Annotated in this window: 19 protein-coding genes; 13 read left to right on the top strand and 6 right to left on the bottom strand. The window is 59.3% G+C overall.

Features of this window, described 5'->3' with window-relative positions:
• The first annotated feature begins 1 nt into the window (after position 1).
• From R1T46_RS03760 to hrpB, 3 genes are all read left to right on the top strand, one after another.
• Positions 2-670: an SCO family protein gene (locus tag R1T46_RS03760; RefSeq protein ID WP_091643265.1), complete on the top strand. Its 669-nt coding sequence runs from the start codon at positions 2-4 to the stop codon at positions 668-670.
• A gap of 83 nt (positions 671-753) precedes the next feature.
• A complete protein-coding gene (locus R1T46_RS03755; RefSeq protein WP_317307387.1) occupies positions 754-1,965 on the top strand; it encodes a YbfB/YjiJ family MFS transporter in 1,212 nt (403 codons plus the stop codon).
• Between the two features lie 333 nt (positions 1,966-2,298).
• A complete protein-coding gene (hrpB, locus tag R1T46_RS03750) occupies positions 2,299-4,776 on the top strand; it encodes an ATP-dependent helicase HrpB (RefSeq protein ID WP_317307386.1) in 2,478 nt (825 codons plus the stop codon).
• Between the two features lie 209 nt (positions 4,777-4,985).
• Here hrpB and R1T46_RS03745 read toward each other — a convergent pair whose 3' ends face one another.
• A complete protein-coding gene (locus R1T46_RS03745) occupies positions 4,986-5,198 on the bottom strand; it encodes a YjfB family protein (RefSeq protein WP_317307385.1) in 213 nt (70 codons plus the stop codon).
• 268 nt (positions 5,199-5,466) lie between these two features.
• Between R1T46_RS03745 and R1T46_RS03740 the strand changes: the two genes are divergently transcribed.
• Positions 5,467-6,642: a type III PLP-dependent enzyme gene (locus R1T46_RS03740; RefSeq protein ID WP_317307384.1), complete on the top strand. Its 1,176-nt coding sequence runs from the start codon at positions 5,467-5,469 to the stop codon at positions 6,640-6,642.
• Positions 6,643-6,775: 133 nt separating this feature from the next.
• On the opposite strand, the gene R1T46_RS03735 is transcribed toward R1T46_RS03740, so the two are convergent.
• Genes R1T46_RS03735 through R1T46_RS03720 form a run of 4 tightly spaced genes read right to left on the bottom strand, consistent with a single transcriptional unit; the run spans position 6,776 to position 11,269 of the window.
• Positions 6,776-7,978: a CynX/NimT family MFS transporter gene (locus R1T46_RS03735; RefSeq protein WP_317307383.1), complete on the bottom strand. Its 1,203-nt coding sequence runs from the start codon at positions 7,976-7,978 to the stop codon at positions 6,776-6,778.
• A gap of 11 nt (positions 7,979-7,989) precedes the next feature.
• Positions 7,990-8,385 (bottom strand): ectoine synthase, encoded by a 396-nt coding sequence (locus R1T46_RS03730; protein WP_036207743.1) that lies wholly within the window; start codon positions 8,383-8,385, stop codon positions 7,990-7,992.
• Between the two features lie 50 nt (positions 8,386-8,435).
• Positions 8,436-9,866: a GTPase/DUF3482 domain-containing protein gene (locus R1T46_RS03725; protein WP_156105503.1), complete on the bottom strand. Its 1,431-nt coding sequence runs from the start codon at positions 9,864-9,866 to the stop codon at positions 8,436-8,438.
• Positions 9,863-11,269, bottom strand: coding sequence for a DUF2868 domain-containing protein (locus R1T46_RS03720; RefSeq protein ID WP_036207737.1), 1,407 nt, complete (start codon positions 11,267-11,269; stop codon positions 9,863-9,865). Before R1T46_RS03720 ends, R1T46_RS03725 begins: the two co-directional genes overlap by 4 nt.
• Positions 11,270-11,368: 99 nt before the next feature.
• On the opposite strand from R1T46_RS03720, the gene R1T46_RS03715 reads away from it, so the two are divergent.
• Positions 11,369-11,728: a DUF6164 family protein gene (locus tag R1T46_RS03715; RefSeq protein ID WP_036207734.1), complete on the top strand. Its 360-nt coding sequence runs from the start codon at positions 11,369-11,371 to the stop codon at positions 11,726-11,728.
• On the opposite strand, the gene R1T46_RS03710 is transcribed toward R1T46_RS03715, so the two are convergent.
• Positions 11,729-12,616, bottom strand: coding sequence for an alpha/beta hydrolase (locus R1T46_RS03710; protein WP_081899282.1), 888 nt, complete (start codon positions 12,614-12,616; stop codon positions 11,729-11,731).
• A gap of 344 nt (positions 12,617-12,960) precedes the next feature.
• Between R1T46_RS03710 and R1T46_RS03705 the strand changes: the two genes are divergently transcribed.
• The 8 genes from R1T46_RS03705 (at position 12,961) to R1T46_RS03670 (ending at position 25,570) form a co-directional block, all read left to right on the top strand.
• Complete coding sequence (locus R1T46_RS03705) at positions 12,961-15,075, top strand: 3-hydroxybutyrate oligomer hydrolase family protein (protein WP_317307382.1); 2,115 nt, start codon at positions 12,961-12,963, stop codon at positions 15,073-15,075.
• Positions 15,076-15,189: 114 nt separating this feature from the next.
• Positions 15,190-16,635, top strand: coding sequence for a sigma-54 interaction domain-containing protein (locus R1T46_RS03700; RefSeq protein ID WP_227662330.1), 1,446 nt, complete (start codon positions 15,190-15,192; stop codon positions 16,633-16,635).
• A gap of 326 nt (positions 16,636-16,961) precedes the next feature.
• Positions 16,962-18,014, top strand: coding sequence for a TRAP transporter substrate-binding protein (locus R1T46_RS03695; protein WP_317307381.1), 1,053 nt, complete (start codon positions 16,962-16,964; stop codon positions 18,012-18,014).
• A gap of 117 nt (positions 18,015-18,131) precedes the next feature.
• A complete protein-coding gene (locus tag R1T46_RS03690) occupies positions 18,132-18,770 on the top strand; it encodes a TRAP transporter small permease subunit (protein ID WP_317307380.1) in 639 nt (212 codons plus the stop codon).
• On the top strand, positions 18,770-20,134 hold the full coding sequence (locus tag R1T46_RS03685; RefSeq protein WP_317307379.1) for a TRAP transporter large permease subunit: 1,365 nt from the start codon (positions 18,770-18,772) through the stop codon (positions 20,132-20,134). The genes R1T46_RS03690 and R1T46_RS03685 overlap by 1 nt, the downstream gene beginning before the upstream one ends.
• A gap of 13 nt (positions 20,135-20,147) precedes the next feature.
• Positions 20,148-20,927: a 3-hydroxybutyrate dehydrogenase gene (locus tag R1T46_RS03680; RefSeq protein WP_317307378.1), complete on the top strand. Its 780-nt coding sequence runs from the start codon at positions 20,148-20,150 to the stop codon at positions 20,925-20,927.
• Positions 20,928-20,943: 16 nt separating this feature from the next.
• Complete coding sequence (locus R1T46_RS03675; protein WP_317307377.1) at positions 20,944-22,935, top strand: acetoacetate--CoA ligase; 1,992 nt, start codon at positions 20,944-20,946, stop codon at positions 22,933-22,935.
• Positions 22,936-23,326: 391 nt separating this feature from the next.
• Positions 23,327-25,570 (top strand): NADP-dependent isocitrate dehydrogenase, encoded by a 2,244-nt coding sequence (locus R1T46_RS03670; RefSeq protein WP_317307376.1) that lies wholly within the window; start codon positions 23,327-23,329, stop codon positions 25,568-25,570.
• The last annotated feature ends 158 nt before the right edge of the window (positions 25,571-25,728 follow it).

Raw genomic sequence — 25,728 nt, 5'->3', positions numbered from 1 at the left:
CATGGACCGTTCGATTCGCCTGACGCTGATCCTGCTGCTGTTGGTTGTCGTGCTGATCTTCGGGCTGGTGGTTGGACGGCAGGTGTTGCTGGTCGGAAATGACCAGCCTTCACCCCCACCGGAACTCAGCAGTATCAACGCCTACGTGTACGACAACAGTCGTCAACTTGCAGAGTTCGAGCTGCTTAACGAACAGGGCGAAACGGTCACCCGGGACAGCCTGAAGGGCAAATGGACGTTTGCTTTCGTTGGTTATACCAATTGCCCGGACATCTGCCCCGCCGCCATGGCGACCCTGCGCAAAACCGACAAAATGCTACCGGAGGAGCTACCGCAGCCGGAGTTCCTGTTGATTTCCGCCGACCCGGAACACGATACGCCCCAGAGACTGAAAGACTATGTGGGCTTTTTCGGCGACGACTTTCACGGCCTGACTGGCGACATTGAGACACTAAGAGAGCTCGCCAGAAGCATGAACGCGGTTTTCTCCCAACGTCAGGTGGATGGCGAACGGCTGGTGGAACACAGCGGGCATTTCACGCTGATCAACCCGGACGGCGAAATGACCGCCGTGCTTCAGCCTCCCCACAAGCCGGAAGACCTGGTTGAGGCCTATCGTGAGATCTACGAGTGGGCCCGGGAAAATCATCCGCGAGCGTCCCAGTCATGACCCTGCGCTCCTCGCTTTGACTCGGCTGACTTCCTGCTCCCACTGACTTAGACTGCCTACCGGCTTTCCCCAGGGGTTCTGTGATGCCAAATTCCCACCCTTCCTGCACACCGCCGCGGGATCTTTATCTGGTCGTGGTAGCGGGTGCCATTCTGTTGCTGGTCACCCACGGCCTGGGCCGTTTCATCTACACGCCGCTATTGCCGTATCTGGTGGACGATGGCCAGATCACTGCCGGGCAGGGTGCTGCGGTGGCCACCTGGAACTACCTTGGCTACCTGCTTGGCGCCTTGCTGGCCATCCGCTGGCACACCATCAGCCACATTCGCATGCTGCTGCCGGCGTCCCTCGTGGTTCATCTGTTGACCACCCTTGCGATGACGCAGACTGACCACCTTGTGGCCATGTCCGCCGCCCGCCTGTTCAATGGCATCGCCAACGGCGTTGTCTTTGTCCAGGCTCCGGCGTTGATCCTGGAATGGCTGGTGCTGCGCAACCGCGCCACTCTGAGTGGGCATCTCTACATTGGTGTAGGCCTGGGCCTTTTGGTATCAAGTGGCCTGGTCAGCTCCAGCGCCCACTGGCTTGAGGGGACTGAACGCTGGTGGCCTGCCGTCGTGCTTTCCATCCCCCTGGCCTGGTGGGCCACGGCGCGGTTACTCCGACTGGACGTACCGGTGAGGGCGCAAAGCGACGGCGAAACCCCGCCGGGAAAATCGCCCCTGTTTGACCGGGCAAGTGTGCCCCTGTTTCTCTCCTACGCCGGGGCTGGTCTCGGTTACATACTGCCGATGACGTTCTTGCCATTGCTGGCCAAGGACCAGTTACCGGCCGACCACTGGCTGCTGGATGGCGCCTGGTTCCTGGCGGCTGTGGCGACGATCCTGTCACCCTCGATATGGAACTATCTTGGTGCAAAAATCGGCGATCTCCCTGCATTGCGCATGAATTTCGTGGTACAGCTTGCCGGCGCCCTGGCGGCAGTGATCTTGCCTGGTGCCTTGGGCCTGGCGGTTTGTGCCGCCCTGGTGGGCAGCACGTTCGTGGGTACGGTGATGCTCACCCAACGCATCGGCCGGGCCCTGCATCCGCACCAGGGGCCGCGACTGTCAGCGGCAATGGTGTCGGTCTACGGCTTCACCCAGATGGCCGGCCCGTGGCTCACCAAGCAATGGCTGGAAGCCGGCGGCACCCTGACCACGGCCTTTGGCATCGGGGTGGTGGCGTTGGCTCTTGGAGCGGTGTTTGCGTTTTTTGTGCCTTTGCCTGGGGGGGCTGGCAGGACTGATCGTTAGGGGGCATGAGCGGGGTGGTGGAATTTTTTCCTTGGGAATGGAACTCGCTTCGCTCAGACACCCATTCCTGGCGGAAAATAATTCCACCACCCCACTCTCATGTAACTGGCAGTTGTCGCGTCTGTTGAGGTAAGCGCATCAACGTTTCGCGTAAAACAAGTTTAGACCATAGTACCCTTTGGAGAATTACGGGAGTTACCTAAGGGTGTGGGTGTGTTTTATTTTTCAAAAGAAAATGGTGTCCGAGCAAAGCGAGTTCATTTTCATTTGAAAAATAAAACACACCCACGCCCCTCCCCCAACCCAACCAGTCCTGAACACAGCCAAAAACAAATGCTCCCAATCAACAACATCATCCCGGACCTCCTGAACACCCTGGAGTCCCAAACAACCATCCTGCTACAGGCACCACCGGGCGCCGGTAAAACCACCAGGGTGCCACTGGCTTTGATGGATGCCCCCTGGCGTGAGAATCGCAAGATCCTGATGTTGGAGCCGAGACGGCTGGCAGCCCGGTCGGCGGCAAGGTACATGGCCGGGCAGATGGGAGAGAAGCCGGGCCAGACGGTGGGTTACCGCACGCGGCTGGATACGCGGGTGACGTCGGCGACGGTGATCGAAGTGGTCACGGAAGGCATTCTCACGCGGTTGATCCAGAATGATCCGGCGCTGGAAGACTACGCCGTTGTGATTTTCGATGAGTTTCACGAACGGTCAATGCAGGCTGATCTTGGGCTGGCGTTGGTGCGGGAAGCCCGCCAGGCCTTACGGGAGGACCTGCGGGTCATCGTCATGTCCGCCACGCTGGATACCGCACCCATCGCCCGGTTGCTGGGTGATGTGCCGGTGCTGAGCAGTGAAGGCCGGGCGTTCCCTGTGGAGGTGGCGTATCGTCCGATTCCGCGCAATGGCCGGGTAGAAGAACAGGTGGTGTCCGTTATTCATGAGGCGCTTGCGGATCAGAGTGGGTCGTTGTTGGTGTTTCTCCCTGGTGCGGGCGAGATTCGTCGGGTTGAGCGTCAGCTTCAGAACCAGACAGGCAATGATGTGATCGTGGCGCCGTTGTACGGCAACCTGAAAAGTGAGGAGCAGGACCGGGCCATCGCGCCGGCGCCCGAAGGTTATCGCAAAGTGGTTCTGGCCACGGCTATTGCCGAATCGAGTCTCACCATTGAAGGCGTGCGCGTCGTCATAGACAGCGGTCAACAACGCCGGGCGGTGTTTGAGGCCAACAGCGGTATGACACGGCTGGTGACGGGCTGGGTGTCAAAAGCGTCTGCGGAGCAGCGCAAGGGGCGGGCCGGGCGGATTGAGCCTGGCGTCTGTTACCGGCTGTGGAGCGAGTCTGCCCAATTCGGTCTGGCCGAGTTCACTCCGCCGGAAATACAGGAAGCGGACCTGGCGCCTCTGGTGCTGGAACTGGCGCAATGGGGCGCGCGGTCGCCGGAGCAGCTGGACTGGATTGACCCGCCCCCTGCCGCGCACTGGCAGCAGGCCGTGGCGTTGTTGCAGTGGCTGGATATGCTGGACGCCGACAGCGCCATTACCGAACATGGCAAGGCGGCGCGGGACATGGGCGTTCATCCAAGGCTGGCGCACATGATTCTACGCGGACGGGATATCGGCCACGGCTATCTCGCCGCCGAACTGGCGGCGCTGCTGGAAGAGCGGGATCTGGCGGGCCGGTCAGTGGGGGCGGACATGCAGGAGCGGGTCAGGATGCTGCGGGGTTCCGGCCCGCGACAGGGTGTGGATACCGCCAGGGTGATATCGATCACCAAGTCGGTGTCCCGCCTGGCGGCCGGGCTTGAACGACCACAGGCAATGCCCTCCGAGGATGAGGTAGGACGCGTGCTCGCACAGGCCTACCCGGACCGGATTGCCCGTAAACGGCGGGACGAAGCACCACGATACCAGCTCAGCAACGGCCGCGGCGCAGCCCTTCGCAGCGACGACCGGCTGGCTCGCTATGAGTGGCTGGTTGCCGCTGAACTGGACGGCAAGGCCAGGGAGGCCACGATTTATCTTGCTGCACCGGTTACCCCAGCGTTGCTGGAACAGGACCTGTCCGGTCACATTGAAGAATACGAGGAGGCGGTCTGGGACGAGCGACGCGGAACCGTGGTGGCCCGTCGCGTCCGAAAACTGGGGCAGTTGGAGCTGGAGGAAACAGCCTTGCCGGCCCCGTCACCGGAACTGGTGCAGCAGGGGCTGCTCGCCGCTGTGCGCAAGAAGGGCCTTGGGAGCCTGCCATGGACGCCGGCGGCGGAACAATGGCTTGCCCGGGTCGCCCTGCTGGCAGAACGCTTTCCCGGAGAATGGCCAACGGTCAGTGAGCGCTGGCTGACAGACAACCTGGAAACCTGGCTTGGCCCGTTCCTGGCAGGGATGATCCGCTGGCGTGACCTGGACAAACTCAACCTGAACCAGGCTCTTTCCAGCCTGCTGGATTATCCACAACAGCAGGCTCTGGAAGACTTGGTTCCCACCCGTCTGACGATCCCCACCGGGCAGACTGTGGCGCTGGATTACACCGCAGAAAATGGCCCGGTACTGGCGGCCAAGCTCCAGGCGCTGTTCGGCTGGACCAAAACTCCTACGGTTGCCGGAGCCCAGGTGCCGGTGGTGATCCACCTGCTGTCCCCGGCCCAGCGACCACTGGCTGTCACGGCCGACCTGGCAAGCTTCTGGCAGAACGCCTACCCGGAGGTCCGCAAGGATATGCGCGGTCGGTATCCCAAGCACCCCTGGCCGGAAGATCCCCTGACGGCGGATGCGAGTCAGGGGACTAAGAAGCGTCCTGTTCGATGAGCCTGTTTTGGGCCTTTTTCTATAGGTAAGACTGGGGCTTATGGTGGGGATCGGGGAGGTGGGGGTATTTTTCCTTGGGAATGGAACTCGCTGCGCTCAGACACCCATTCCTGGCGGAAAAATACCCCCACCTCCCCGCTCTAATGACAAAGGGTGATGTCGTTACGTAAAGCTAGAATTCAACTGCGCTTTGATGGAAGGTTTCTGTGTCAGGCCCTGACGTCGACCATGCTGCCGATATTGTCCGATGGGGTCGCGCCGGTAGTGGCTACGGCGGTTTCAGTCACGCCTTCGAGCAGTTGCAGGGCACCCTGCCCGGCCATATCGATGGACTGTTTTAGCACAGCAATCTGCGCCTGTTCGCGCACATTCTGCTGGCTCATCTGAGTGGCGCTGGCAGCCAGGGAAGCAACGTCAGACATGTGGTTCTCCAACAGTCCAGTGAATTTGGACTCACTCTATCACACCCGGTTTCCGTTTCAGGAAAGCAGAAGCAGACGGTAACAAAATTACCAGAATTGCGACTCAGTTTGAGGTGTCAGAGAGCCCGCAATAAGCCTTCGTTTATGGGTAGATATGCTCATATCCCGCCCCAGGGAAAGGACCGATGATCGCGCGATTGACGGGTGCTGCAGTGTTGCTGTGGTGCCTTTTTTTATGCCTGTTTGCCCGTGGAGGGAAACACTATCCATGATCGAGTCTGCCAACGCTCTTATTGCTGATTACTACGACGCAGAGACCTTTGCCCGTATCAAGGCTTTTGCCGATACCAAGGATACGCCCTGTGTGGTGATTGATACCGCGACCATCGATCGTCAGTACAACGAGTTGGTGGAAGGCTTCCCCTATGCCAACGTTTACTATGCAGTGAAGGCCAACCCGGCCCCGCAGGTTCTGACCATGCTGCGGGACAAGGGCGCCAGCTTTGATATTGCGTCGGTGTACGAACTCGACAAGGTCATGGGCCTGGGTGTGACGGGCGACCGCATCAGTTACGGCAACACCATCAAGAAGGCCAAGGACATTCGCACCTTCTACGAGCGAGGGGTTCGCCTGTACGCGACGGATTCGGAAGCGGACCTGCGCAATATTGCCAAGGCGGCACCGGGCTCGAAAGTGTATGTTCGCATCCTGACCGAAGGCACCCTGACTGCTGACTGGCCGCTGTCACGCAAGTTTGGCTGCCAGACCGACATGGCCATGGATCTGCTGATCCTGGCCCGTGACTTGGGCCTGGTACCTTACGGCGTGTCCTTCCACGTGGGTTCCCAGCAGCGTGAAATCGGCGCGTGGGACGCTGCCCTGGGCAAGGTGAAGGTAATTTTCGAGCGCCTGAAGGCAGAAGACGGCATCGAACTGAAGATGATCAACATGGGCGGTGGTTTTCCGGCGAATTACATTACCCGAACCAACGATCTGAAAACCTACGCGGAAGAGATCAAGCGTTTCCTGGATGAGGATTTTGGTAATGATCTGCCGGAAATTATTATCGAGCCGGGCCGTTCGCTGATTTCCAACGCGGGTATTCTGGTGAGTGAAGTTGTACTGATTTCCCGTAAGTCACGCACAGCGCTGCATCGCTGGGTGTTCACGGATGTAGGTAAATTCGGTGGCCTGATCGAAACGCTTGATGAATCCATCAAGTTTCCGATCTACACCGAAAAATCCGGCGAAGGCGAGGACTGTGTAATTGCAGGCCCAACCTGCGACAGCGCCGACATCATGTACGAACATCACAAGTACCCGCTGCCGCTGAATCTGGCCATCGGCGACCGCATGTACTGGCTGTCCACCGGTGCCTACACCACGACGTACAGTGCAATAGAATTCAACGGATTCCCTCCGTTAAAGGACTATTACATCTGACATTGGGGTGGCCGCGGGGCGGGGGTAATTTTTCCTTGGAAATGGAACTCGCTTCGCTCAGACACCCATTTCTGGCGGAAAATTTACCCCCACCCCACGGCTAGCAATTTGTGAGTGGGCTGCTTTTTGAGGGTCAACTTTCGGGTTGGCCCTTTTGTCGTTTCAGGTCCAGGGTAAAAGTCAGGGGAAGAACCAGAACGCAATAGGCGATGATAAAGATGATGGCGTATCGGGCGTCGTTGCCCCAATCGGCCAGTAACCCGCCGATCATGGGAACAGAAAACGCCACTGTGTAACCAACCAGGAAGTTTCCTGCTGAGAGTCGCCCCGTTTCTCTTGATTCCACCAGTACAGGGGGTAAAGCCACCAGCAGGATCAGCAGAATACCGGCCGTGAAGCTCATAAACGTTGCGCTGGCTATTGACCACCAGCCGGTGAAGACGACCGTTCCCAGTGTGCCCAGGATGCTGCAGGTTGCCATCACCATGATGGGGCCTTTGAGGCCTACCCAATACCTTGCCATTTTCAGCATGACCAGGGAGGCGATCACCTGGGCGAAGTTATACCAGAACAGCGCATCCGCCAGCATGTCGAAGTTACCCTGTTGCTCCAGGATATTGCCCATATAGGCGTTAAGGCCGAAGAACAGGGATCCGGACAGGCCCAGCAGCAGGCCAATTCGAAGAGTCAGTGGGTTTTTCCAATCGGGCAGCCAGGCCGGTTTTTTCACCGGCCGTGCCATTTCTCTTCTCGGCAGGAACAGAGCGGCAGCGACCAGCAACGCGGGCAGTGACCAGGCCAGGAGGGTGGCTCGCCAGCTATCGTCCATCAATGGCATCAGTACTGGAAGAGTGATGCCGGCGCCGATGAATTCACCCATCAGCATGCCGTTCATGTAGATGGCGGAGCCGATGGCCAGATGTTTGGGTTCGAGCCAGCGCGGCAGCAGTGCCGGCAGTGAGGGCTGCATCATGGCCACACCCAGACCCATGACGGCGCTCGCGAGCATGAGTGTGACGGTGTCTGGTGACAGCCCGCGACCGGCGGAACCGATGACCATGATCACCATGGCCAGCGCCAGGGTATTGCGTGGGCCCATCCGTGCGATGGCCAGGGAACCGGGCATGGAACCGACAGCCAGCATCAATATTGGAAGAGTGGTGAGCGCACCGGTCAGAGCCTGGGACAGGCTGAGCTCGTCGCTGATGAAGGGCGCCAGGGGAGGTGCAACCAATACCGGTATGCGCAGGTAAACACCGGCCAGCCAAAGCAACACCGCCACCGGGAGCAGCTTGGCTGCCGGTGGCGGTGTTGTTGTGCCTGAAACGTCAGCCACTGGGGCCGGGCTTAGTTGTCGCCGGTGTCCGGGAGATAGGCGCCGTCTTCGTCGTGGACTTCACGGCCGGTGACGGGCGGGTTGAAGGCACAGATCAGTCGCATGTCTTCGGTGCCACCACGCAGCGTGTGCGGGTCGTTCTTGTCCAGCGCGTAAAGCGTGCCATCGGAAATCTCGTGGGTTTCGCCAGTGGCCTTGTCGTAGATGCTGCCGTTACCGGCGACACAATATACAGCTTCAAGGTGATGCTTGTACCAGAGGTTCAGCTCGGCGCCCGCAGGGATGATGGTCTCGTGGAATGAAAAGCCCATGCCGTCTTTCTTCAACAGCATGCGGCGGCTGGTCCAGCCCGGCCCTGATACTTCGCGCTCGGTGCCGATGATGTCCTGAACTCGTACAATTTTCATACTTATCCCTCGCTGTGTGATGGAGCAGCCTTACAGTATAAACATCCCCGTCAGGTTCGGTTCAACCGCCAATCGTCGTAGGCGTCCAGCGACTGCTCGATGGCGGCTATAAAGGCTATCCTCATTTTGTCATCCAGGGCGCGCTTTTTCCGGCAACGTTCAAAGGCCTGATGGATGGTCCGGCGTTGGCTGCGGTCGAGTTGCTCAAGCCAATGGTCATCGGCAGGTTCAAGATCCAGCAGGTCCCGGCCGGCATGATTTCGGTGGCTGATATGCCACCAGTGATTAACGGCCCTTCCTAATACAACATAGCCGAATTGGCTGTCTTGTACAGGCCCGAAGGTGGCGGTCCTGAGCCCGTTTTTTAGTACACCGGTATTGAGCACCGGCAGTGCCAGGCGGTCGCCGTAAAAATAGCTGCCTGCGGCACCGATCAGCCCGCCTACCAGGGCTCCGGCGCCCAGTGAATGGCCAAGGGTCAACGCATCCACCCCGGCCCCGCTCACGGCACCGGCCCCGAAGCCTGCGGTGGCCAGGTAGCGGCGGTTTACTCCCCAGGCTTTGTGGCTGTCTTCGCTGAACAGGTCGTGTTCACTGTGCCATTCCAGTTCCGCTTCCTGTCGTTGTACACGGTGATGCTCGTAGAGCTTCTCAATGGCAATTCGAAGGTGCTGTTCCCGTTTTCTCTGGTTGTCATACCAGCTTTTGCGCAACTGTGCGGCCAGGTCGTGATCGGAGATTTCGCTGGTCTGGAGTGTGGTCAGTGTCCGTTTTTCGCGGAAGGACATCATGTCTTCCAGGCTACGGGCGATGAGTGTGGCCGCTTGGGTGCGGCGTTGCCGTCTCTGCGCCGAGAGAAACGCCGTCGCGCTGTCCAGGGGCTGCTCCCAGTCCGGCTCAAGTTGCCCAAAGGCTCGCAACAGGCTGAGGTGTTGCTCGAAGGGCGCGCGAACCGCATCAAAGGTCCGGACAACCTGGAAAAACTGGCCGAGCGCCCTGGCCCAGGTGTCGCTGTAGTCGTCTTCACCAATACTGTTGATCAAGGCGAGGCTCGGCCGGCCGGTCCAGCGCAGGATGGTCATCTCCGCTTCATGCTGGGTGCTGTAGGGAACCGAACCGTCAACCACGTAGATGATGCCCGCGCCTTCAATGAGCGGTTGCAAGAGCTCGCATTCATCGACAAAGCCGTTGTCCTGGCGGTGTTGGACCACAAAGGCCTCGACGGTTTCGGCCCGGTCAGAGGCAGACACGCTGTGGGCTTCAAGCCATTCCAGTACACGCCGGGGGCGTTGGAACCCCGGCGTGTCCACCAGTGTGTACAGTGTCTTGCCATCGACAGCCAACGGATAGGCCTGATGTTTACGGGTGGTTCCAGGCTCCAGCGCGATGGCAATGGCGTCGTTCTGGGACAGCGTGGCCACAATGCTGGATTTGCCCTTGTTGGGGTGGCCGACCACGGCAAACACGGGGGCTTTCATTATTCGTCCTGGTCCTGCAGTGCGCGGTGCATAAGGATATCCGGCGGTGTTGTAATCGGCGTGCTGACCACCATCCTCTCATCCTCCGTACGCTCCGCAAACCGCAGCCACTGGCTGAGTTGATGGTCCGGTGGCGACTGGTCTGGTTGAGCTGCCATCGGTACCAGCGCAATGGTGGTCTGCCTTGGCCATGTTTCGCGGGCCTGTTGTAGAAAATCCGCAAGCTCGCCGGTGGGTGGTTCCCAACTGCGGGTGACGATAATGGCCGCGGGAGTGAGAGCACTGGTCAGTCGTTGGTTTGCCAGTTCGATGATGTGATGGTCGTGCTCGAGCGAGGCGCTACCGCCGGCGGCGAGGGGCTCCTGGTCTCCTGCGATGATGGTTTGCGGCAGCGCTGGCCTGCCGGCTTCCGCCCAGCGAATAATAGCCTGGGCCCTGGGGATAGGCTGCAATTTCGCAGACGTTGTCGTATCCGGTTGGTCGGCGGCGTCATTGTGGCGATTGCCCGTGTCCACGGTGGGTGTCTCCATGCGGTACTGGAGGGCGACCCAGCCATGATGGGCTCGGAGCGCCTTACGCGCGCGCATTTGGGGATGAACGATCGCCACCACCAGCAGAGCGAGCCGGGGCAGGACGACATAGATCATCCAGACCATTGCCACGAACGGCCACCAACTCCCCCAGAGGGCCGGATCGGTCGTTGTGGAAGACTGGCTGCGGAAGAACCGGGTGGCATCCACCAGTTCGCGGTCCGGCATCGCCGCAGGCCACAGATGCTGCCAGGGTGTGGCGATGGCGGATAGCATGCGGTAGTAGCTGTCGGTGCCGGTATTCAGGGTGGTGCTCCAGCCAAAGGCGAGATCCTGGATCACCACCAGTACCAGCAGGGTTATCAGTCCGGCGACACCAAACGCCAGTCCGCCGGTATGGGCGGCACGGGCCATTAACAGTGGTTGCAGTGTTCGCAGGGCGCCCGAGGGGCGTGCGACCGCAAACTTCCTCAGCAGCCAGCGCCAGGGCTGCCAGCCGGCAAAGGCCTGGACAGTGGTAACCACAGCGAGGATGCACTGGAGCAGCACGAAGGCCAGGATCACCGTCAGATTGATTCGCTGGCCACCGTCGTAGAACAGTAGCCCCAGCATGGCCAGCGTTCCGGCAACGAGCCCCGCCAGGGCAAAACCTGTGGTCACCCTTCGCCAGAATTTCAACGGGTCATCGGTCGGTCTACGGCGGGACAGGCGCCTGACATGTTCAAGCCACCGATCCGGACCCGGGCTGACGCCCTGGTTGTGGCAGTCCAGGGCAAAACGGCGATCCCGCCGGTGCAGGAACACCGGGTTCTGGTCGCGGTCGCGCTGAACCTGATTGTCGAACTCCAGTAATCGTCGAATGGCGCTGTCTGGCATCGAGTATCCTGATCGACTGGGCGGTGAGAGCCGCCGCGGAATGCTAGGATAAGGGTCTAGGATGATAAGGGTATCCCATAAACCGGTGTCGGACCTACCATGACCAACCACCTCATGAACCTTCGTCACGTCCCCGACGACGAGGCGGACGAAATACGCGAGCTGTTCGAGACGCACAACGTTTCCTACTACGAGACGCCTCCCAGTCGCTGGGGTATCAGCATGGGTGGATTCTGGGTCCACGACAATGAGGAGGCCCAACGAGCCCGGGAATTGCTGCAGACCTACCAGAAGGAGCGCCTGCAGCGTCAGCGTGACGCTTACGAGGAGGATCTGGCGGCGGGCCGGGTCGGCGGATTCTGGCATCGGCTTCGCCGCAAGCCGGTGACAACCCTGGCGGCTTGCCTGGCCATCGTTGTCATCCTGGCATTAACAATTGCTCCGTTTGTGACTCTTTAGTCACTCCGGCCGCTTTTCCGTGTGCCGGATCAGGAAGTCTGTGGCTTTCTCAACAGCATTGCCGGCCGTCAGGAAACTGGTGATGTGGCCTCGCAGGTGCATCAGGTAAAGCTCACTCTCAACGTGATGCTCCGCAAGGCGTGCCCGAAAATCCCGCGCCTGATCCGCAGGCACCAGCATATCCTGGGCGCCATGGAACAGGAAAAACGGAGGCGTGCCGGCGGTAATGTGGGTGATCGGCGAGGCGGCCTCATAAACACCCGGAATGTCCTGCAGATCACCGCCCAGGAACTGACGGATCAGCTTTCCGGACCCGAAGGTTCGCAGGTCGGCTGGCAAGCCACCGGCAACAACAGCCACCGGCCGCGCGTCCGCGCCTCCGTGTGGTTGGTTCAACGGGTGTTGGCTTTCGGCAATCACGGCCAACAAGCTGACCAGGTGAGCGCCGGAAGAAAAGCCAAATGCACTGATCGCATTCCGGTCCAGGTTGTAGGCTCCCGCCCTGGCATGAAGCCAGTTCATGGCTATCTGAAGATCGTGGAGTTGCGCCGGGAAGGTGTGTTCAGGTGCAAACCGATAATCAATGTTCATCACGGCAAAGCCCCGGCCGGCCAGGTGCTCTGCGATCCATGTCATGTCCTTCCGCGAACGCCGTTCCCAACCACCGCCATGCACCAGGAGTACTGCAGGTGCGGGGTCGGGGCTGTCTGGCAGATAAAGATCCGCCTGGAGCTCCTGAGGCCAGTTGTCCGGGGAATAGGTGATGCCAGTTGTGGTGCGAAAGCCGGTATCGGGTACCGACACCGTTTCCGCTGGCGCGTTCAGGTGTGAGGCGCAGGCAGATAGCAAGGTGCTGGCGGCCAATGCCAGCAGGCGGTTGATGTGCATGGACTCTCCGTTCATCCGGGCGGAAACGAAGACTTATACGTCTCGAATATGACCACGGATGCATTGTGCGGTGCTCAGCGCTGTCCTGAAAACGGGACACTGTCCTGGCTTCAGGACAATGTCGCGAGACGGCCCGTAGAGGGCATTTCCGCCCACCTCCCCCTCTAACCACTGTCCGGAAATCCGGAAATAGTGCTTGAGAATTAGAGCGATTCCAAGAAAAAGCAATGAAAATCAACGTTCTGCTGTATTGGCACAGGATACGCATGGCCCCTGTCATGGTACCCGGCTTCGTTCGTGTACGCCGGGTTCTCATGTCTAACAAAAACAACAGGGAACAACCTATGAAAACGCTATTTCAGTACACGCTGATTGGTGCGGTGGCTCTGACGGGTACCGCCTGCAACGACAGCAGCAGCAAGAAACCGTTCAACCAGCTCCCGGGATTCATCCAGGGAGAGGTCCATTCCACTCAGTATGATGGCGTCACCGATGATCTCCTGACCGGTGGACTTGGCGCCAGCGGCCTGGCCAGTGCAACGGCACCGGCCTTTGATGATCCGCTCAACCCCACGCCTGAAGAACTCCGGACGCTGGCCATCTACAACAACTATCGGGCTCTTGTGGACACCGTGCCCGGTGGTGGTTACGGCGAATTCTTTGGTCCCCAGGTCGATAGCAGTGGTGAGGGGCTGATTGCGGGTAATGAATACCTGGCTTACATGACGGTTAATGGCAGTGATGTGCCGGTGACCGTGATGGTCCAGGTTCCGGCCAGTTTCGACCCCGAGCAGGCCTGTATGGTAACGGCGCCCTCGTCCGGCTCCCGCGGCATATACGGCGCAATCGGTACCGCCGGCGAATGGGGCCTGAAGAAAGGCTGCGCCGTGGTCTACACCGACAAGGGCACGGGAACCGGTTCCCACAACCTGGCCACCAACTCTGCCCAGCGTATCGACGGTACTCTTACCCAGGCGGATGAGCCGGTGCAGTTCCGGGCCGATCTGGATGCCCAGGCGCGGGCTGATTTTGATGCCGCCTGGCCGGACCGTTTCGCCTACAAGCACGCTCACTCCAAGGCCAACCCCGAGGCTGACTGGGGGCGGCATGTACTGCAGTCGATTGAGTTCGGCTTCTATGTGCTGAACGAGGAATTCGGGCAGGAAACCGGTAATGGCCGCAAAGTGATCAAGGTGAAGCCGAAGGATACCCTGGTGATTGCGTCCAGCGTTTCCAACGGTGGTGGGGCTTCGGTCCGTGCCGCTGAGCTTGACGATAAGGGGCTGATCGACGGGGTGGCGGTGTCGGAGCCCAACGTCAATCCGCAGGTGGATACCAGCTTTACCATCCGCCAGGGCAGTGGCCCCGAACTGGCCGAACACAGCCGCAGCCTGCTGGATTACACCACAGCGCTGGCGGTGTATCAGGGTTGCGCGAACATTGCACCGGAAGTGCGTGATGTGGCACCACTGAACGCCACATTCAACAACTTCACGATTGCGGAGAACATCTGTAACTCACTGGCCAACAAGGGCCTGGTGACAGGCGCTACCACCGACGACCGCGCCTCCGATGCGCTGCGCATCCTGGAAGAGGAAGTGGGTATCCAGCCGGAGCAGAACCTGCTGGCACCGGTCCATTTCGGGCTGGCGGTTGCCCAGAGTATCTCCACCACCTATGCCAACGCCTACGGTCAGGCCGGTGTTGAGGACAGGCTGTGTGACATCAGCCTGGCGGCTACGGGGACTGGCGGAGCGGTCACGCCGATCACTGCGGCGCAGGAAGCAGCGCTGTTCTCCGCGAGTAACGGTATTCCCCCCAGTGCCGGGGTGAATCTGGTGTACGACGGTGCCGAAGGTCAGCCCACCAATCTGGGTGCCAGTGCATCGCCCAGCACCAGTCAGCAGGATTACGGTCTGGATGCTCTGCTGTGTCTGAGAAGCCTTGCCCTGGGCACCGATGCCGTGACCGGAAGCCCGCTGTCGGGTGATGCCGCGGAATGGTCAGAGCGTATTGCTGATGGCGTTGAGCAAATTCGCGCGTCTGGCAACCTGCGGGGCAAGCCAGCGGTCTTTGTGACCGGTCGTGCCGACGCCATCCTGCCCATCAACCACACCTCGCGGCCCTATTTCGGGCTGAACCAGCGGGTTGAGGGCAGCAACAGCAAGCTGAGGTATTACGAGATTCTCAATGCCCATCACCTGGATGTCCTCAACGGCTTTCCGGGTATTGCGGACCGGTATGTGCCGCTGCATCACTACTTCTTCCAGGCCCTGGATCTGGTGTGGGCGAACCTTGCCGATAAGCAGGCATTGCCGCCCAGTCAGGTGGTCAGAACGGTACCGCGTGGCGATATGGCCACCCCTCTGTCTGAGGCTAACCTGACCCCGATCGATCCTGCCCCGGATGCCGGCGACCGCATCGTGTTCGCTGACGATCAGGTACAGATTCCAGACTGACACACCTGTCGGTCGGCCCGGGCAGGTTCCGGGCCGGCATTGTTTGCCCCTGTTCCGGGGGCGCCATATACTTCCGTCTCTGCACCCGGTTCGCCGGGTGCTCTGGATATTGCCATGAATAACATCCAACCCGGTGGTACAGGGTACATGACAGAGCTGTTTACCGAGAATAACAAGAGTGGCCTGACCAGGGATCTGATCGAGGCACTGTTTCCCATGTTTGAGGAAGCCAGTGCCGGCGCGATTGCGGTTGACCATCAAAGCCGTATTACCTGGATCAACAACAGTTATGCCCATCTGCTCGGGTTGGAAGACCCCAGGGCCGTCATCGGTAAACCTGTTCGCCAGGTGATCCCCCAGAGCCGCATGCCGGAAGTGGTGGAAACCGGTAAACCCTTGCTGCTCGATATCATGGAGCACAGCAAGCAACAACTGGTGGTGACCCGGCTGCCGTTTTATGACGACGAAGGGCGCATCATGGGGGCGGTGGCGTTTGTGCTGTATGACGACCTGCAACCGCTGACGCCGTTGGTGGCCAAGTACCGTCGCCTGCACCAGGATCTGGCCGCAGCCCGCAAGGCGCTGGCGAAGAAAGCGCGTGGCACTCGCTACAACCTCGCCGACTTTGTGGGGGCCAGTCCCGCAGCGCTGGAGGTGAAGCGCCGGGCCCGATTGGCGGCCGGTCGTGACATGCCGGTGTTGTTGTTGGGAGAAACCGGCACAGGCAAGGAGGTGCTGGCGCAGGCCATTCATTCCGTTTCAACCCGTGCCGAAAAACCTTTCGTGGGCGTGAACGTTGCGGCTATTCCAGACAACCTGCTGGAAGCTGAATTTTTCGGCGTGGCACCCGGAGCCTACACCGGGGCGGATCGCCGCACCCGGGAAGGCAAGTTCCAGCTCGCCAACGGCGGCACCCTGTTTCTGGATGAAGTCGGGGATATGCCACTGCCGTTGCAGGCAAAACTGCTGCGGGCGTTGCAGGAAGGTGAGATTGAGCCTCTGGGCTCCAACAAGGTGGCCTCGGTGGATGTGCGGGTCATTGCCGCGACCAGTCGCAACCTGGAGGCGATGATTGCCGAAGGTGAGTTCCGGTCGGACCTGTATTACCGGCTGAACGTGCTGGAAATCCCTATTCCTCCGTTGCGGGACCGCCTGGCCGATCTGGGCGTGCTGTGTGAGGCCCTGCTGGGTGAAATCTGCGACGGTCTGGAGATGCGGGGTGAAATCACCGACGCTGGTGTGGCAGCTTTGGGCGGTTACGACTGGCCCGGTAATATCCGTGAGCTGCGCAATGTGCTGGAGCGGGCCCTGACCATGGGTGAAGACGGTGGTCTGCTGGACGCCGATGCCATTTTCAAGGTGTTGCCCCGCAATGGCAACCGGCCAGCCTCATCGCTGGTGCCACAGCCAGTGCGTCCACTGGCTAAAACCCTGGCCGATGCCGAAGCCCAGGCAATTGAAGAAGCGTTGGTCGCCAGTCGTGGTAATCGTACCCGGGCAGCCAAACTGCTGGGTATTTCGCGTTCGGTGCTTTACGAAAAACTCGCCAAGATGTCCTGAAATCAGGACACCTGTCCTGTTATCCGTACAAACCCCTACGACGGATGTCTATATGCGTCCGGTTTTCCGGACTGTCTGTCATGTGCGATGTCTTTCCTCGTTTTTATCTGTTTGATAAATAACAAAATATTGTGATTGGCACAGTGCCTGCTATATCCCGGATGCAGGACGTCAGAACAACGCAGAAAACAAGACTGGCGCTTTCGTTGGACCCAAAATTAATCTTGTCCGTCTCGTTTCCTGCGATGTCTGACTACGCTTGAATCAGGCCTGCCGGGAAACCTCCTGTTTGGCCGACTACAACAACAATGCTAGGAGACTTGCCAATGAAACTCTTCAAGGCCCTTACCGGTATCGCCGGTGCGATCGCCCTGACTACGGGATCGGCATTCGCGGATGACCTGCGCTGGAAAATGCCGGTTGCCTTCGCCACCAACCTCCCCGGCCTGGGTTCCCCTGGTGCCTGGGTTGCCGAAAACCTCACCACCGCTTCCGATGGCAGCATTCAGGTTCGCGTTTATGAGCCAGGAAAGCTGGTTCCGCCTTTTGATATTCTGCAGTCGGTTTCCGATGGCAAGGTTGAAGCAGGCTACACCTGGATCGGTTACGACCAGGGTAAGGTACCTGCTATTCCCCTGTTTGCGGCGGTACCCTTCGGCATGAAGCCCTGGGCCTATACGGCATGGTATTACTACGGTGGTGGCCATGAGATGCTGCAGGAAGTCTATGCCAACAAGGGCTTCGACGTGCACGCACAGCTGTGCGGTATTATCGGGCCTGAAACAGCTGGCTGGTATTCGCAACCCATCGAAACCCTGGAAGACTACAAAGGCTTGAAGATTCGCTTCGCCGGCCTGGGTGGTAAGGTTCTGGAAGAACTGGGTGCCTCCGTGACCATGATGCCTGGTGGCGAGCTTTACCAGGCTCTGGAGAAAGGCACCATCGATGCTACCGAATTCTCCATGCCCGCCATTGACCAGCTTCTTGGCTTCGACCAGGTGGTCAAGTACAACCTGTTCCCAGGCTGGCACCAGCAATTCACTGCCCAGTACATGCTGATCAACAAGGACGAATGGAACAAGACCACTGAGGCCCAGAAGGCGCTGATTGATGCTTCCTGTACTGCTGCAACTACCCTCGGACTGGCCGAAGGTGAGTACAAGAATGGTGCGGTTCTGGCGGGCTTCCAGGAAAAGGGCGTCCAAGCTGACCAGATCCCCCGCGAGGTTCTGCAGGAGCTGAAAGCGGTTACTGACAAGGTAATGAAGCAGGAAGCTGCCAAAGATGCTGACTTCAAGCGTGTCTACGAAAGCCAGAACGAATTCCTTGAAACCTACAAGGTCTGGGACGAGCGCGCCTACGTTCCGACGGACCTTTAAGGTCCCTGGCCGACCACGAGACGCCGGGCGGTGGTCCGGTGTTCTCTGACCAAGTCTGGATGGCCCTTCGGGGCCATCCTTGTTTCACAATCGGCTTTCTGAGTGAGGAACTGTTGTATGACGGTGCCTGGTAAAGGCTCACCGCAGAGTGGGCGGCCATCGGTGTCCGACACCGACGATATTCTCCATCATCACACTGAGTTACCCACAACCTGGATCAGCCAGGGTGTGGACCGTGTTATTTCCGCGATCGGCAAGAGTGCATCCTGGCTCTGGGTTGTGATAACCGGGGTTATCATTTACGCCGTTGTTGGCCGTTATGCCTTTGATGTCGGCTCTGTGACGCTGGAAGAAGTTCAGTGGCACCTGGCCGGCGCGGGATGGTTGTTGGGGTTGGCCTACACCCTGGTGGTCGATGGCCATGTGAGAGTGGATGTAATCCATGAGCGCCTCTCGCTCAGGGGTCAGGGCTGGATTGAACTGTTTGGTCTGCTCTTCCTGTTGCTACCGTTTCTCGCGCTGGCGGTCTGGGAAATGTTCCCCTACGCCTACAGCTCATGGCTGCAGGGTGAAACCAGTCAGGCACCGGCCGGTCTTCCATACCGGTGGGCTCTGAAGTTCGTTCTGGCAGTGTCCTTTGTCCTGCTCGCTCTGGCCGCGCTATCCCGCTTGCTGAAAGTAACCGCACTGCTTTTTGGCTTTCCGAAGCCCATCCGGATCGGGACCGGAAATAACAAGAAAGAGGACGCATCCTGATGGAGCTTGAAACGCTTTTTGTAATCGGCATGTTCCTGACATTCGGGGCGCTGCTGATGACCGGCTACCCTGTCGCCTGGGTGCTCGGTGGTACCGCCGTCATCTGGACCCTGATTGGTGTCATTGCAGTCGAGAACTTCGGCGCTAACCTATGGTTCGATTACCAGTCTTCCATGGGTCTCGTCCCCGAGCGAATATGGGACATCGTTAACAGTGAAACCCTTGTTGCTCTGCCCATGTTTATATTCATGGGGATCATGCTTGATCAGTCCGGCGTTGCCGAAAAACTGATGAACAGCATGGTAAAACTCTTTGGTGCGGTTCGTGGTGGATATGCGGTAACCGTGGTTGTCATCGGCGTATTGCTGGCAGCCACTACCGGTATCATCGGGGCATCCGTGGTACTACTGGGCATGCTCTCCTTACCGGTGATGATGGAGAACAAGTATGACAAGGGCTTTGCCGTGGGTACGGCCTGTGCCACCGGTACCCTGGGGATCCTGATCCCGCCGTCGATCATGCTGGTGCTGATGGCAGACCGGCTGGCGGTTCCAGAGGCATCCGTGGGCGACCTGTTCATGGGCGCGTTCCTTCCAGGGCTGCTTCTGGGTGCCATGTACGTCGCTTATGTAATGATACGCCCCCTGTTGCAGCCGCATATTGCGCCAGTGCCCGAGGGCACGGTGAAAGTAACCTGGAGCATCGTCTGGGAAGTGGCCAAGGCAGTGGTGCCGACGGCGGCACTGATTCTTGGGGTGCTGGGTTCTATTTTTGCCGGTATCGCCACACCCACGGAGGCTTCCGGTGTGGGTGCGCTCGGCGCTCTGCTGTTGGCCCTGATGTCGGGGCGGCTGAACATGAAAGTGCTGAATTCCTCAGTGCAGCAGACAACGCGCACGGCGGCGTTTATTTTCGCCATTTTCCTGGGTGCAACAGCGTTTTCCGTAGTGCTGCGGGGGCTGGGTGGCGATCAGGTCATTGAAGACGCGTTACTGGGGCTGCCATTTGGCCCCTACGGCGTGGTGTTGACCATTCTGTTTGCGGTCTTCCTGCTGGGCTTCTTCCTGGACTGGGTAGAGATCACCCTGATCATACTGCCGCTGGTGGCGCCCGTTGTCCAAGCACTTGGATTCGACCTGGTGTGGTTCACCATCCTTTTTGCCATGTGCCTGCAGACGTCGTTCCTGACGCCGCCAGTGGGTTTTGCCCTGTTCTATATCAAGGGTGTTGCCCCGCCTGAAATCGACGTTATGGACATCTACAGAGGCGTCGTACCCTTCATCATTATTCAGCTGGTAGCACTGTCAATCGTATTCCTGGTTCCCGAAATTGCGACCTGGCTCCCCAGCGTGGCTTACGACTAAGGAGAGAACACTAATGCGTCTAGAAAACCGGATAGCCCTGATTACCGGGGCGGGGCGCGGAATCGGCCGGGCCATTGCCGAACAGTATGGCCGCGAAGGCGCCCGGGTTGCCGTGGCTGACCTCACCCTGGAGAGTGCCCAGGAAGCCGTTGATGCTATCGAACGAGCGGGCGGCACGGCCATGGCTTTGGCCATGGATGTTACCGACGAGCATGCCGTTGACCGCGGGGTGGCCGCCGTTGTGGACAAATGGGGCGGCCTTGATATTGCGCTTGCCAATGCCGGCATCCAGCATATCGACCCGGTACATAAGCTCGCCTTTGCTGACTGGAGCAAGGTAATGAGCGTCCATCTGGATGGTGCGTTTCTAGTCACCCGAGCTGCGCTTAAGCAGATGTACGCGGGCGGAGGCGGCACCATGCTTTATATGGGATCGGTTCACTCTCTTGAAGCCTCTCCGCTCAAGGCGCCCTATGTGGCAGCCAAACACGGCATGCTGGGTTTGTGCCGGGCGGTGGCGAAGGAAGGCGCCGAACATGGTGTGCGTACCAACATCATTTGTCCCGGTTTTGTCCGGACGCCACTGGTGGATAAGCAGATCCCGGAACAGGCAAAGGAGTTGGGTATTTCCGAGGAGGAGGTGATCAGCAAGGTGATGCTGAAGAACACTGTCGATGGTAAATTCACCACCCTGGAAGATGTCGCCGAGCTGGCGGTGCACCTGGCGGCCTTCCCATCGGCGGCACTGACCGGCCAATCCATTGTGGTCAGCCACGGCTGGCATATGCAGTAAGCAACAGGAGAGACGGATGAGCAACACAGAACAATCACCGGTGGTCTGGTCTCCCTCGGAAGACACACTGAAACATTGCCATATGGGTCGGTTCCAGGGTTGGCTGGAGCAACACGGCTTCGGCCCGTTTGCCGATTACCACTCCCTGCACCAGTGGTCGATTGAGAACCTTGAGACCTTCTGGCAGAAGGTCTGGGACTATTGCGGGCTGGTATGCGAGACCCCGGCGGACAAAGTGCTGGGTAAGCGGGAGATGCCGGGGGCTGAATGGTTCCCGGGCATGAGACTTAACTTTGCGGCCAACCTGTTGCGGTTGGCTGAAGGCAAGCATGCCGACAGCGAAGCGGTGGTGGCCTACTGCGAAACCCGCCCGGTACTGCGCCGCACCTACGCCCAGTTGAAGGCAGACACTGGTGCCCTGGAAGCCTTCCTTCGCAATAAAGGTATCCAGCAGGGCGACCGCGTAGCCGGGGTCGTCACCAACGGATACGAAGCCCTCGTAGGTATGCTGGCGGCCACCAGCCTGGGTGCTATCTGGAGTTCCGCTTCCCCGGATTTTGGTGTTGGCGCCATTCTCGACCGCTTCGGCCAGATTGAGCCGGCGGCATTGATCGTCGTCAACGGCTATGGCTATGGGGGCAAGGTCTTTAACCGCCAGGCCGATTTCTCCGGCCTGATTGATGGCCTGCCAACCCTGCGTTGCGTCGTCAGTATCGAGCAACTGCCCGGTGAGCCTGCTATCGGCGGCGACAAAGTCACACATTGGGACGATGCCCTTGCCGAAGGACAGGGACAGGCGCCCTCCTTCACTCCGTTACCGCCTGAACATCCGGTGTATATCCTCTATTCCTCCGGCACCACCGGCAAGCCCAAATGCATCGTGCATGGCAACGCCGGCCTGCTGGTCAACCACGCCAAGGAGTTGATGCTCCACGGCGACGTGGGTCCGGACGACCGCTTCCTCTACTTCACCACCTGCGGCTGGATGATGTGGAACTGGCAGGCTTCCGCCCTGCTGACAGGCGCCGCCGTGATCACCGTCGACGGCTCTCCTGGCTACCCGGACCTGAACTACCTGTGGCAGGTAGTCGCTGACGAAAAAGTCACCCACTACGGCACCAGTGCCCGCTTCATTGCCGGCTGCCGCAAGGCCGAGCTGGCCCCGGCGAAAACACTGGACCTGGATGCCCTGAGAGTCGTCTTCTCCACTGGCTCGCCACTGCTGCCGGAAGACTACGACTGGGTCTACCGCGACGGCGCCCCCAACGTGCTGCTCGGCTCCATCGCCGGCGGCACCGACATCTGCGGCTGCTTCGTTGGCTCCACGCCGTTGCTGCCGGTACGCCGTGGCGAAATCCAGTGCCGCTTCCTGGGCGTCGACGCCGTGGCCTACGGCGACGACGGCCAACCGGTCAGCGGCGGCCGTGGCGAACTCGTCTGCCGCCAGCCGCTACCCTCCATGCCGGTCTCCTTCTGGGACGACCCCGGCAACGAACGCTACAAAGATGCCTACTTCAATACCTTCCCCGGTGTCTGGGCCCACGGTGACTTCATCGAATTCACCGAACACGGCGGCGCCGTCATCTACGGCCGTTCCGATGCCACCCTCAACCCCGGCGGCGTAAGAATCGGCACCGCCGAAATCTACCGTCAGGTAGAGACCATAGCGGAAGTGAAAGACAGCCTCGTGGTTGGCCGACAGATCGAAGGCGACGTGGAAGTGGTTCTGCTGGTGGTACCGGCCGAAAGCAAAGCCCTCACCGACGACCTCCAGAAAACTCTAAAAACCCGCATCCGCCAGGGCGCCAGCCCCCGCCACGTTCCGAAGCACATCATTGAGGTGCCGGACATTCCCTACACCCGCAGTGGCAAAAAGGTGGAGCTGGCGGTGGCACGGTTGATCAATGGTTCCAGCAAAGCCGACAACCGGGATGCTCTGGGTAATCCGGAGGCACTGGACCGGATTCGGGATTGCCTCGACGAGGCGGGGTTGTTACCGAAGGAGTAGGCCTGCGGCGGGAATGCACAGAGCTTGTCGAGCGCTGGAGGAGGGGACAACCAAAACTGTGCGGAGCCATGGATGGCGGAGCCCAAGCGCCACAGGGATGTGCTTGAGCGTGTTTTGGTTGTCCCCTCCTCCAGTGCGACACTCCCAAACCCAACCAAACCAAAATGTCCGAAAGTTTCGTAAATTCCCGCCTTTTCATCGTCCTGTAATGGCTTTTAGCGAACTTTTAGTCGGTTCTTATACTAAGATCGTAACCAGAATTGGCAAAAAAATGCTATCTTAGTAGGTCTATCAAAAGTTCCCGAATCAGTCATTGCTCAGGTCGGGCGTTCACAAGACACCTGACCCTGCCATGACCGTCCTGAACTCACCCATTAGCCTGAGGACGAAAATGACATCATCCAAAGCCAAGATCATTTACACACTGACCGACGAGGCCCCCGCCCTCGCGACACGGTCACTTCTTCCCATCCTGGAAACTTACGCCAAGCCCGCAGGCATCGAATTCGGCACCAGTGACATCTCCCTCGCGGCCCGTATCCTGGCGTTGTTCCCCGACTACCTGGAAGAAAACCAGCGAGTCCCCGACGACCTGAAAGCACTGGGCGACTACACCAAAGACCCGGAAGCCAACATCATCAAGCTTCCCAACATCAGCGCGTCCATTCCCCAATTGCGAGCAGCAATCAAGGAACTCAACGAGCAGGGTTACAAGGTTCCTGAGTACCTGGAACACCCTAAAACCGATGAAGAGAAAGAGACCCACACCCGCTATTCCAAAGTTCTGGGCAGCGCCGTTAACCCGGTACTGCGTGAAGGCAACTCCGACCGTCGCGCTCCGACGGCTGTAAAAGCCTTTGCCCGCAAACATCCCCACACCATGGGCGAGTGGAGCCCGGCGTCACGCACCCACGTGGCGCACATGCGCGGTGGTGATTTCTATTCCAACGAGCAGTCACTGACCCTGGACAAGGCCACCAACGCCCGCATCGTCTTCGAAAACGCCAAGGGCGAGCAGACCGTGCTGAAAGGCGAGCTGCCACTGCAGGAAGGCGAAGTGCTGGACGGCATGTTCATGAGCTGCAAGGCCCTGCGCAAGTTCTTCGACGACTGTATCGAAGACTGCGAGAAAACCGGCGTGATGTTCTCCCTGCACGTCAAGGCCACTATGATGAAGATCTCCCACCCGATCGTTTTTGGTCACGCGGTAAAGATCTTCTACAAGGAGCTGTTCGACAAGTATGGCGAGCTGTTTGACGAGCTGGGCGTGAACCCCAACAACGGCCTGTCCAGCGTGACCGAAAAGATCAAGCAACTGCCGGAGTCCAAGCAGGAACAGATCCTTGAGGACCTGCACGCCTGCTACGAGCACCGCCCGGAAATTGCCATGGTGGACTCGGTGAAGGGCATCACCAACCTGCACGTGCCCAGTGACGTCATCGTTGATGCCTCCATGCCGGCGATGATCCGTAACTCCGGCAAGATGTGGGCGCGGGACAACAAGCTCAAGGACACCAAGGCGGTGATGCCGGAGAGCACTTACGCCACCATCTACCAGGAAGTGATTAACTTCTGTAAGACCCACGGCGCTTTTGACCCCACCACCATGGGCACCGTGCCCAACGTTGGCCTGATGGCTCAGAAAGCAGAGGAATATGGCTCTCACGACAAGACCTTTGAAATCAAGGACGACGGCGTTGTTCGCGTGGTCGCCGAGGATGGCACAGTGCTGACCGAACACAAGGTCGAGAAGGGCGATATCTGGCGCGCGTGCCAGACCAAGGACCTGCCGATCCGCGACTGGGTCAAGCTGGCCGTCAATCGTGCCCGCGCCACCGGCATGCCGGCCCTGTTCTGGCTCGACGACGAACGCCCCCACGATGCCGAGCTGATCAAGAAAGTGGAAATGTACCTTAAGGAGCACGATACGGAAGGCCTGGACATTCTGATCAAGTCTCCGGTACGCGCCATCCGCTGGACCATGGAACGCCTGATCCGTGGCCTGGATACCATTTCCGTGACCGGTAACGTCCTGCGCGACTACCTCACCGACTTGTTCCCCATCCTGGAACTGGGCACCAGCGCCAAGATGTTGTCCATCGTGCCGCTGCTTAACGGTGGTGGCCTGTACGAGACCGGTGCTGGCGGCTCCGCGCCCAAGCATGTTCAGCAGTTGCTGCAGGAAAACCACCTGCGCTGGGACTCGCTGGGTGAGTTCCTGGCGACGGCGGTCTCTCTGGAAGAGCTGGGTGAAAAGCAGAGCAACGAACGCGCCCGCCTGTTAGGTCTGACCCTGGACAAAGCCACCGAGCGCCTGCTGGAGAACAACCAGTCACCGTCGCGTAATACCGGTGAGTTGGACAACCGCGGCAGCCACTTCCACCTCGCCCGTTACTGGGCGGAGGAACTGGCCAACCAGGATGACGACAAGGATCTGAAGGACTTCTTCGCCAAGCTGTCGAAGCAACTGGAAGACAACAAGGACAAGATCCTGGAAGAAATGAGTGTGATCCAGGGCCATCCGGCCGATATCGGTGGTTACTATCACCCACCGGCCGAGAAAGTCTGCAAGATCATGCAGCCCAGCGAGACCTTCAACCGCATTCTTGAAGAGGCTCGCGCACAGGTGAAGTAAGCTTATAAAGCCTGGCACAACCCGGACGGTGGAAACACCCTCCGGGTTTTTTTATGCCTCATCAATTGCAATATTCCCTCGACGGCAGCGCCGTCTGTGACTATTTTCAGGGTGTAATGCCTTCGATTTTGGCCCGAGGTGTTCACACCGACAGGGAA

Source organism: Marinobacter salarius (assembly GCF_032922745.1).
GTDB lineage: Bacteria > Pseudomonadota > Gammaproteobacteria > Pseudomonadales > Oleiphilaceae > Marinobacter.
The sequence above is the reverse complement of the archived record's forward strand: the minus strand, read 5'-3'. Positions and strand labels throughout refer to the sequence as shown.

What these genes read in the sequence shown, in the direction of transcription:
- R1T46_RS03760 (WP_091643265.1), top strand. Translation starts at nt 2, where the DNA reads ATGGACCGTTCGATTCGCCTGACGCTGATCCTGCTGCTGTTGGTTGTC.
- R1T46_RS03755 (WP_317307387.1), top strand. Translation starts at nt 754, where the DNA reads ATGCCAAATTCCCACCCTTCCTGCACACCGCCGCGGGATCTTTATCTG.
- hrpB (WP_317307386.1), top strand. Translation starts at nt 2,299, where the DNA reads ATGCTCCCAATCAACAACATCATCCCGGACCTCCTGAACACCCTGGAG.
- R1T46_RS03745 (WP_317307385.1), bottom strand. Translation starts at nt 5,198, where the DNA reads ATGTCTGACGTTGCTTCCCTGGCTGCCAGCGCCACTCAGATGAGCCAG.
- R1T46_RS03740 (WP_317307384.1), top strand. Translation starts at nt 5,467, where the DNA reads ATGATCGAGTCTGCCAACGCTCTTATTGCTGATTACTACGACGCAGAG.
- R1T46_RS03730 (WP_036207743.1), bottom strand. Translation starts at nt 8,385, where the DNA reads ATGAAAATTGTACGAGTTCAGGACATCATCGGCACCGAGCGCGAAGTA.
- R1T46_RS03720 (WP_036207737.1), bottom strand. Translation starts at nt 11,269, where the DNA reads ATGCCAGACAGCGCCATTCGACGATTACTGGAGTTCGACAATCAGGTT.
- R1T46_RS03715 (WP_036207734.1), top strand. Translation starts at nt 11,369, where the DNA reads ATGACCAACCACCTCATGAACCTTCGTCACGTCCCCGACGACGAGGCG.
- R1T46_RS03710 (WP_081899282.1), bottom strand. Translation starts at nt 12,616, where the DNA reads ATGCACATCAACCGCCTGCTGGCATTGGCCGCCAGCACCTTGCTATCT.
- R1T46_RS03705 (WP_317307382.1), top strand. Translation starts at nt 12,961, where the DNA reads ATGAAAACGCTATTTCAGTACACGCTGATTGGTGCGGTGGCTCTGACG.
- R1T46_RS03700 (WP_227662330.1), top strand. Translation starts at nt 15,190, where the DNA reads ATGAATAACATCCAACCCGGTGGTACAGGGTACATGACAGAGCTGTTT.
- R1T46_RS03695 (WP_317307381.1), top strand. Translation starts at nt 16,962, where the DNA reads ATGAAACTCTTCAAGGCCCTTACCGGTATCGCCGGTGCGATCGCCCTG.
- R1T46_RS03690 (WP_317307380.1), top strand. Translation starts at nt 18,132, where the DNA reads ATGACGGTGCCTGGTAAAGGCTCACCGCAGAGTGGGCGGCCATCGGTG.
- R1T46_RS03685 (WP_317307379.1), top strand. Translation starts at nt 18,770, where the DNA reads ATGGAGCTTGAAACGCTTTTTGTAATCGGCATGTTCCTGACATTCGGG.
- R1T46_RS03680 (WP_317307378.1), top strand. Translation starts at nt 20,148, where the DNA reads ATGCGTCTAGAAAACCGGATAGCCCTGATTACCGGGGCGGGGCGCGGA.
- R1T46_RS03675 (WP_317307377.1), top strand. Translation starts at nt 20,944, where the DNA reads ATGAGCAACACAGAACAATCACCGGTGGTCTGGTCTCCCTCGGAAGAC.
- R1T46_RS03670 (WP_317307376.1), top strand. Translation starts at nt 23,327, where the DNA reads ATGACATCATCCAAAGCCAAGATCATTTACACACTGACCGACGAGGCC.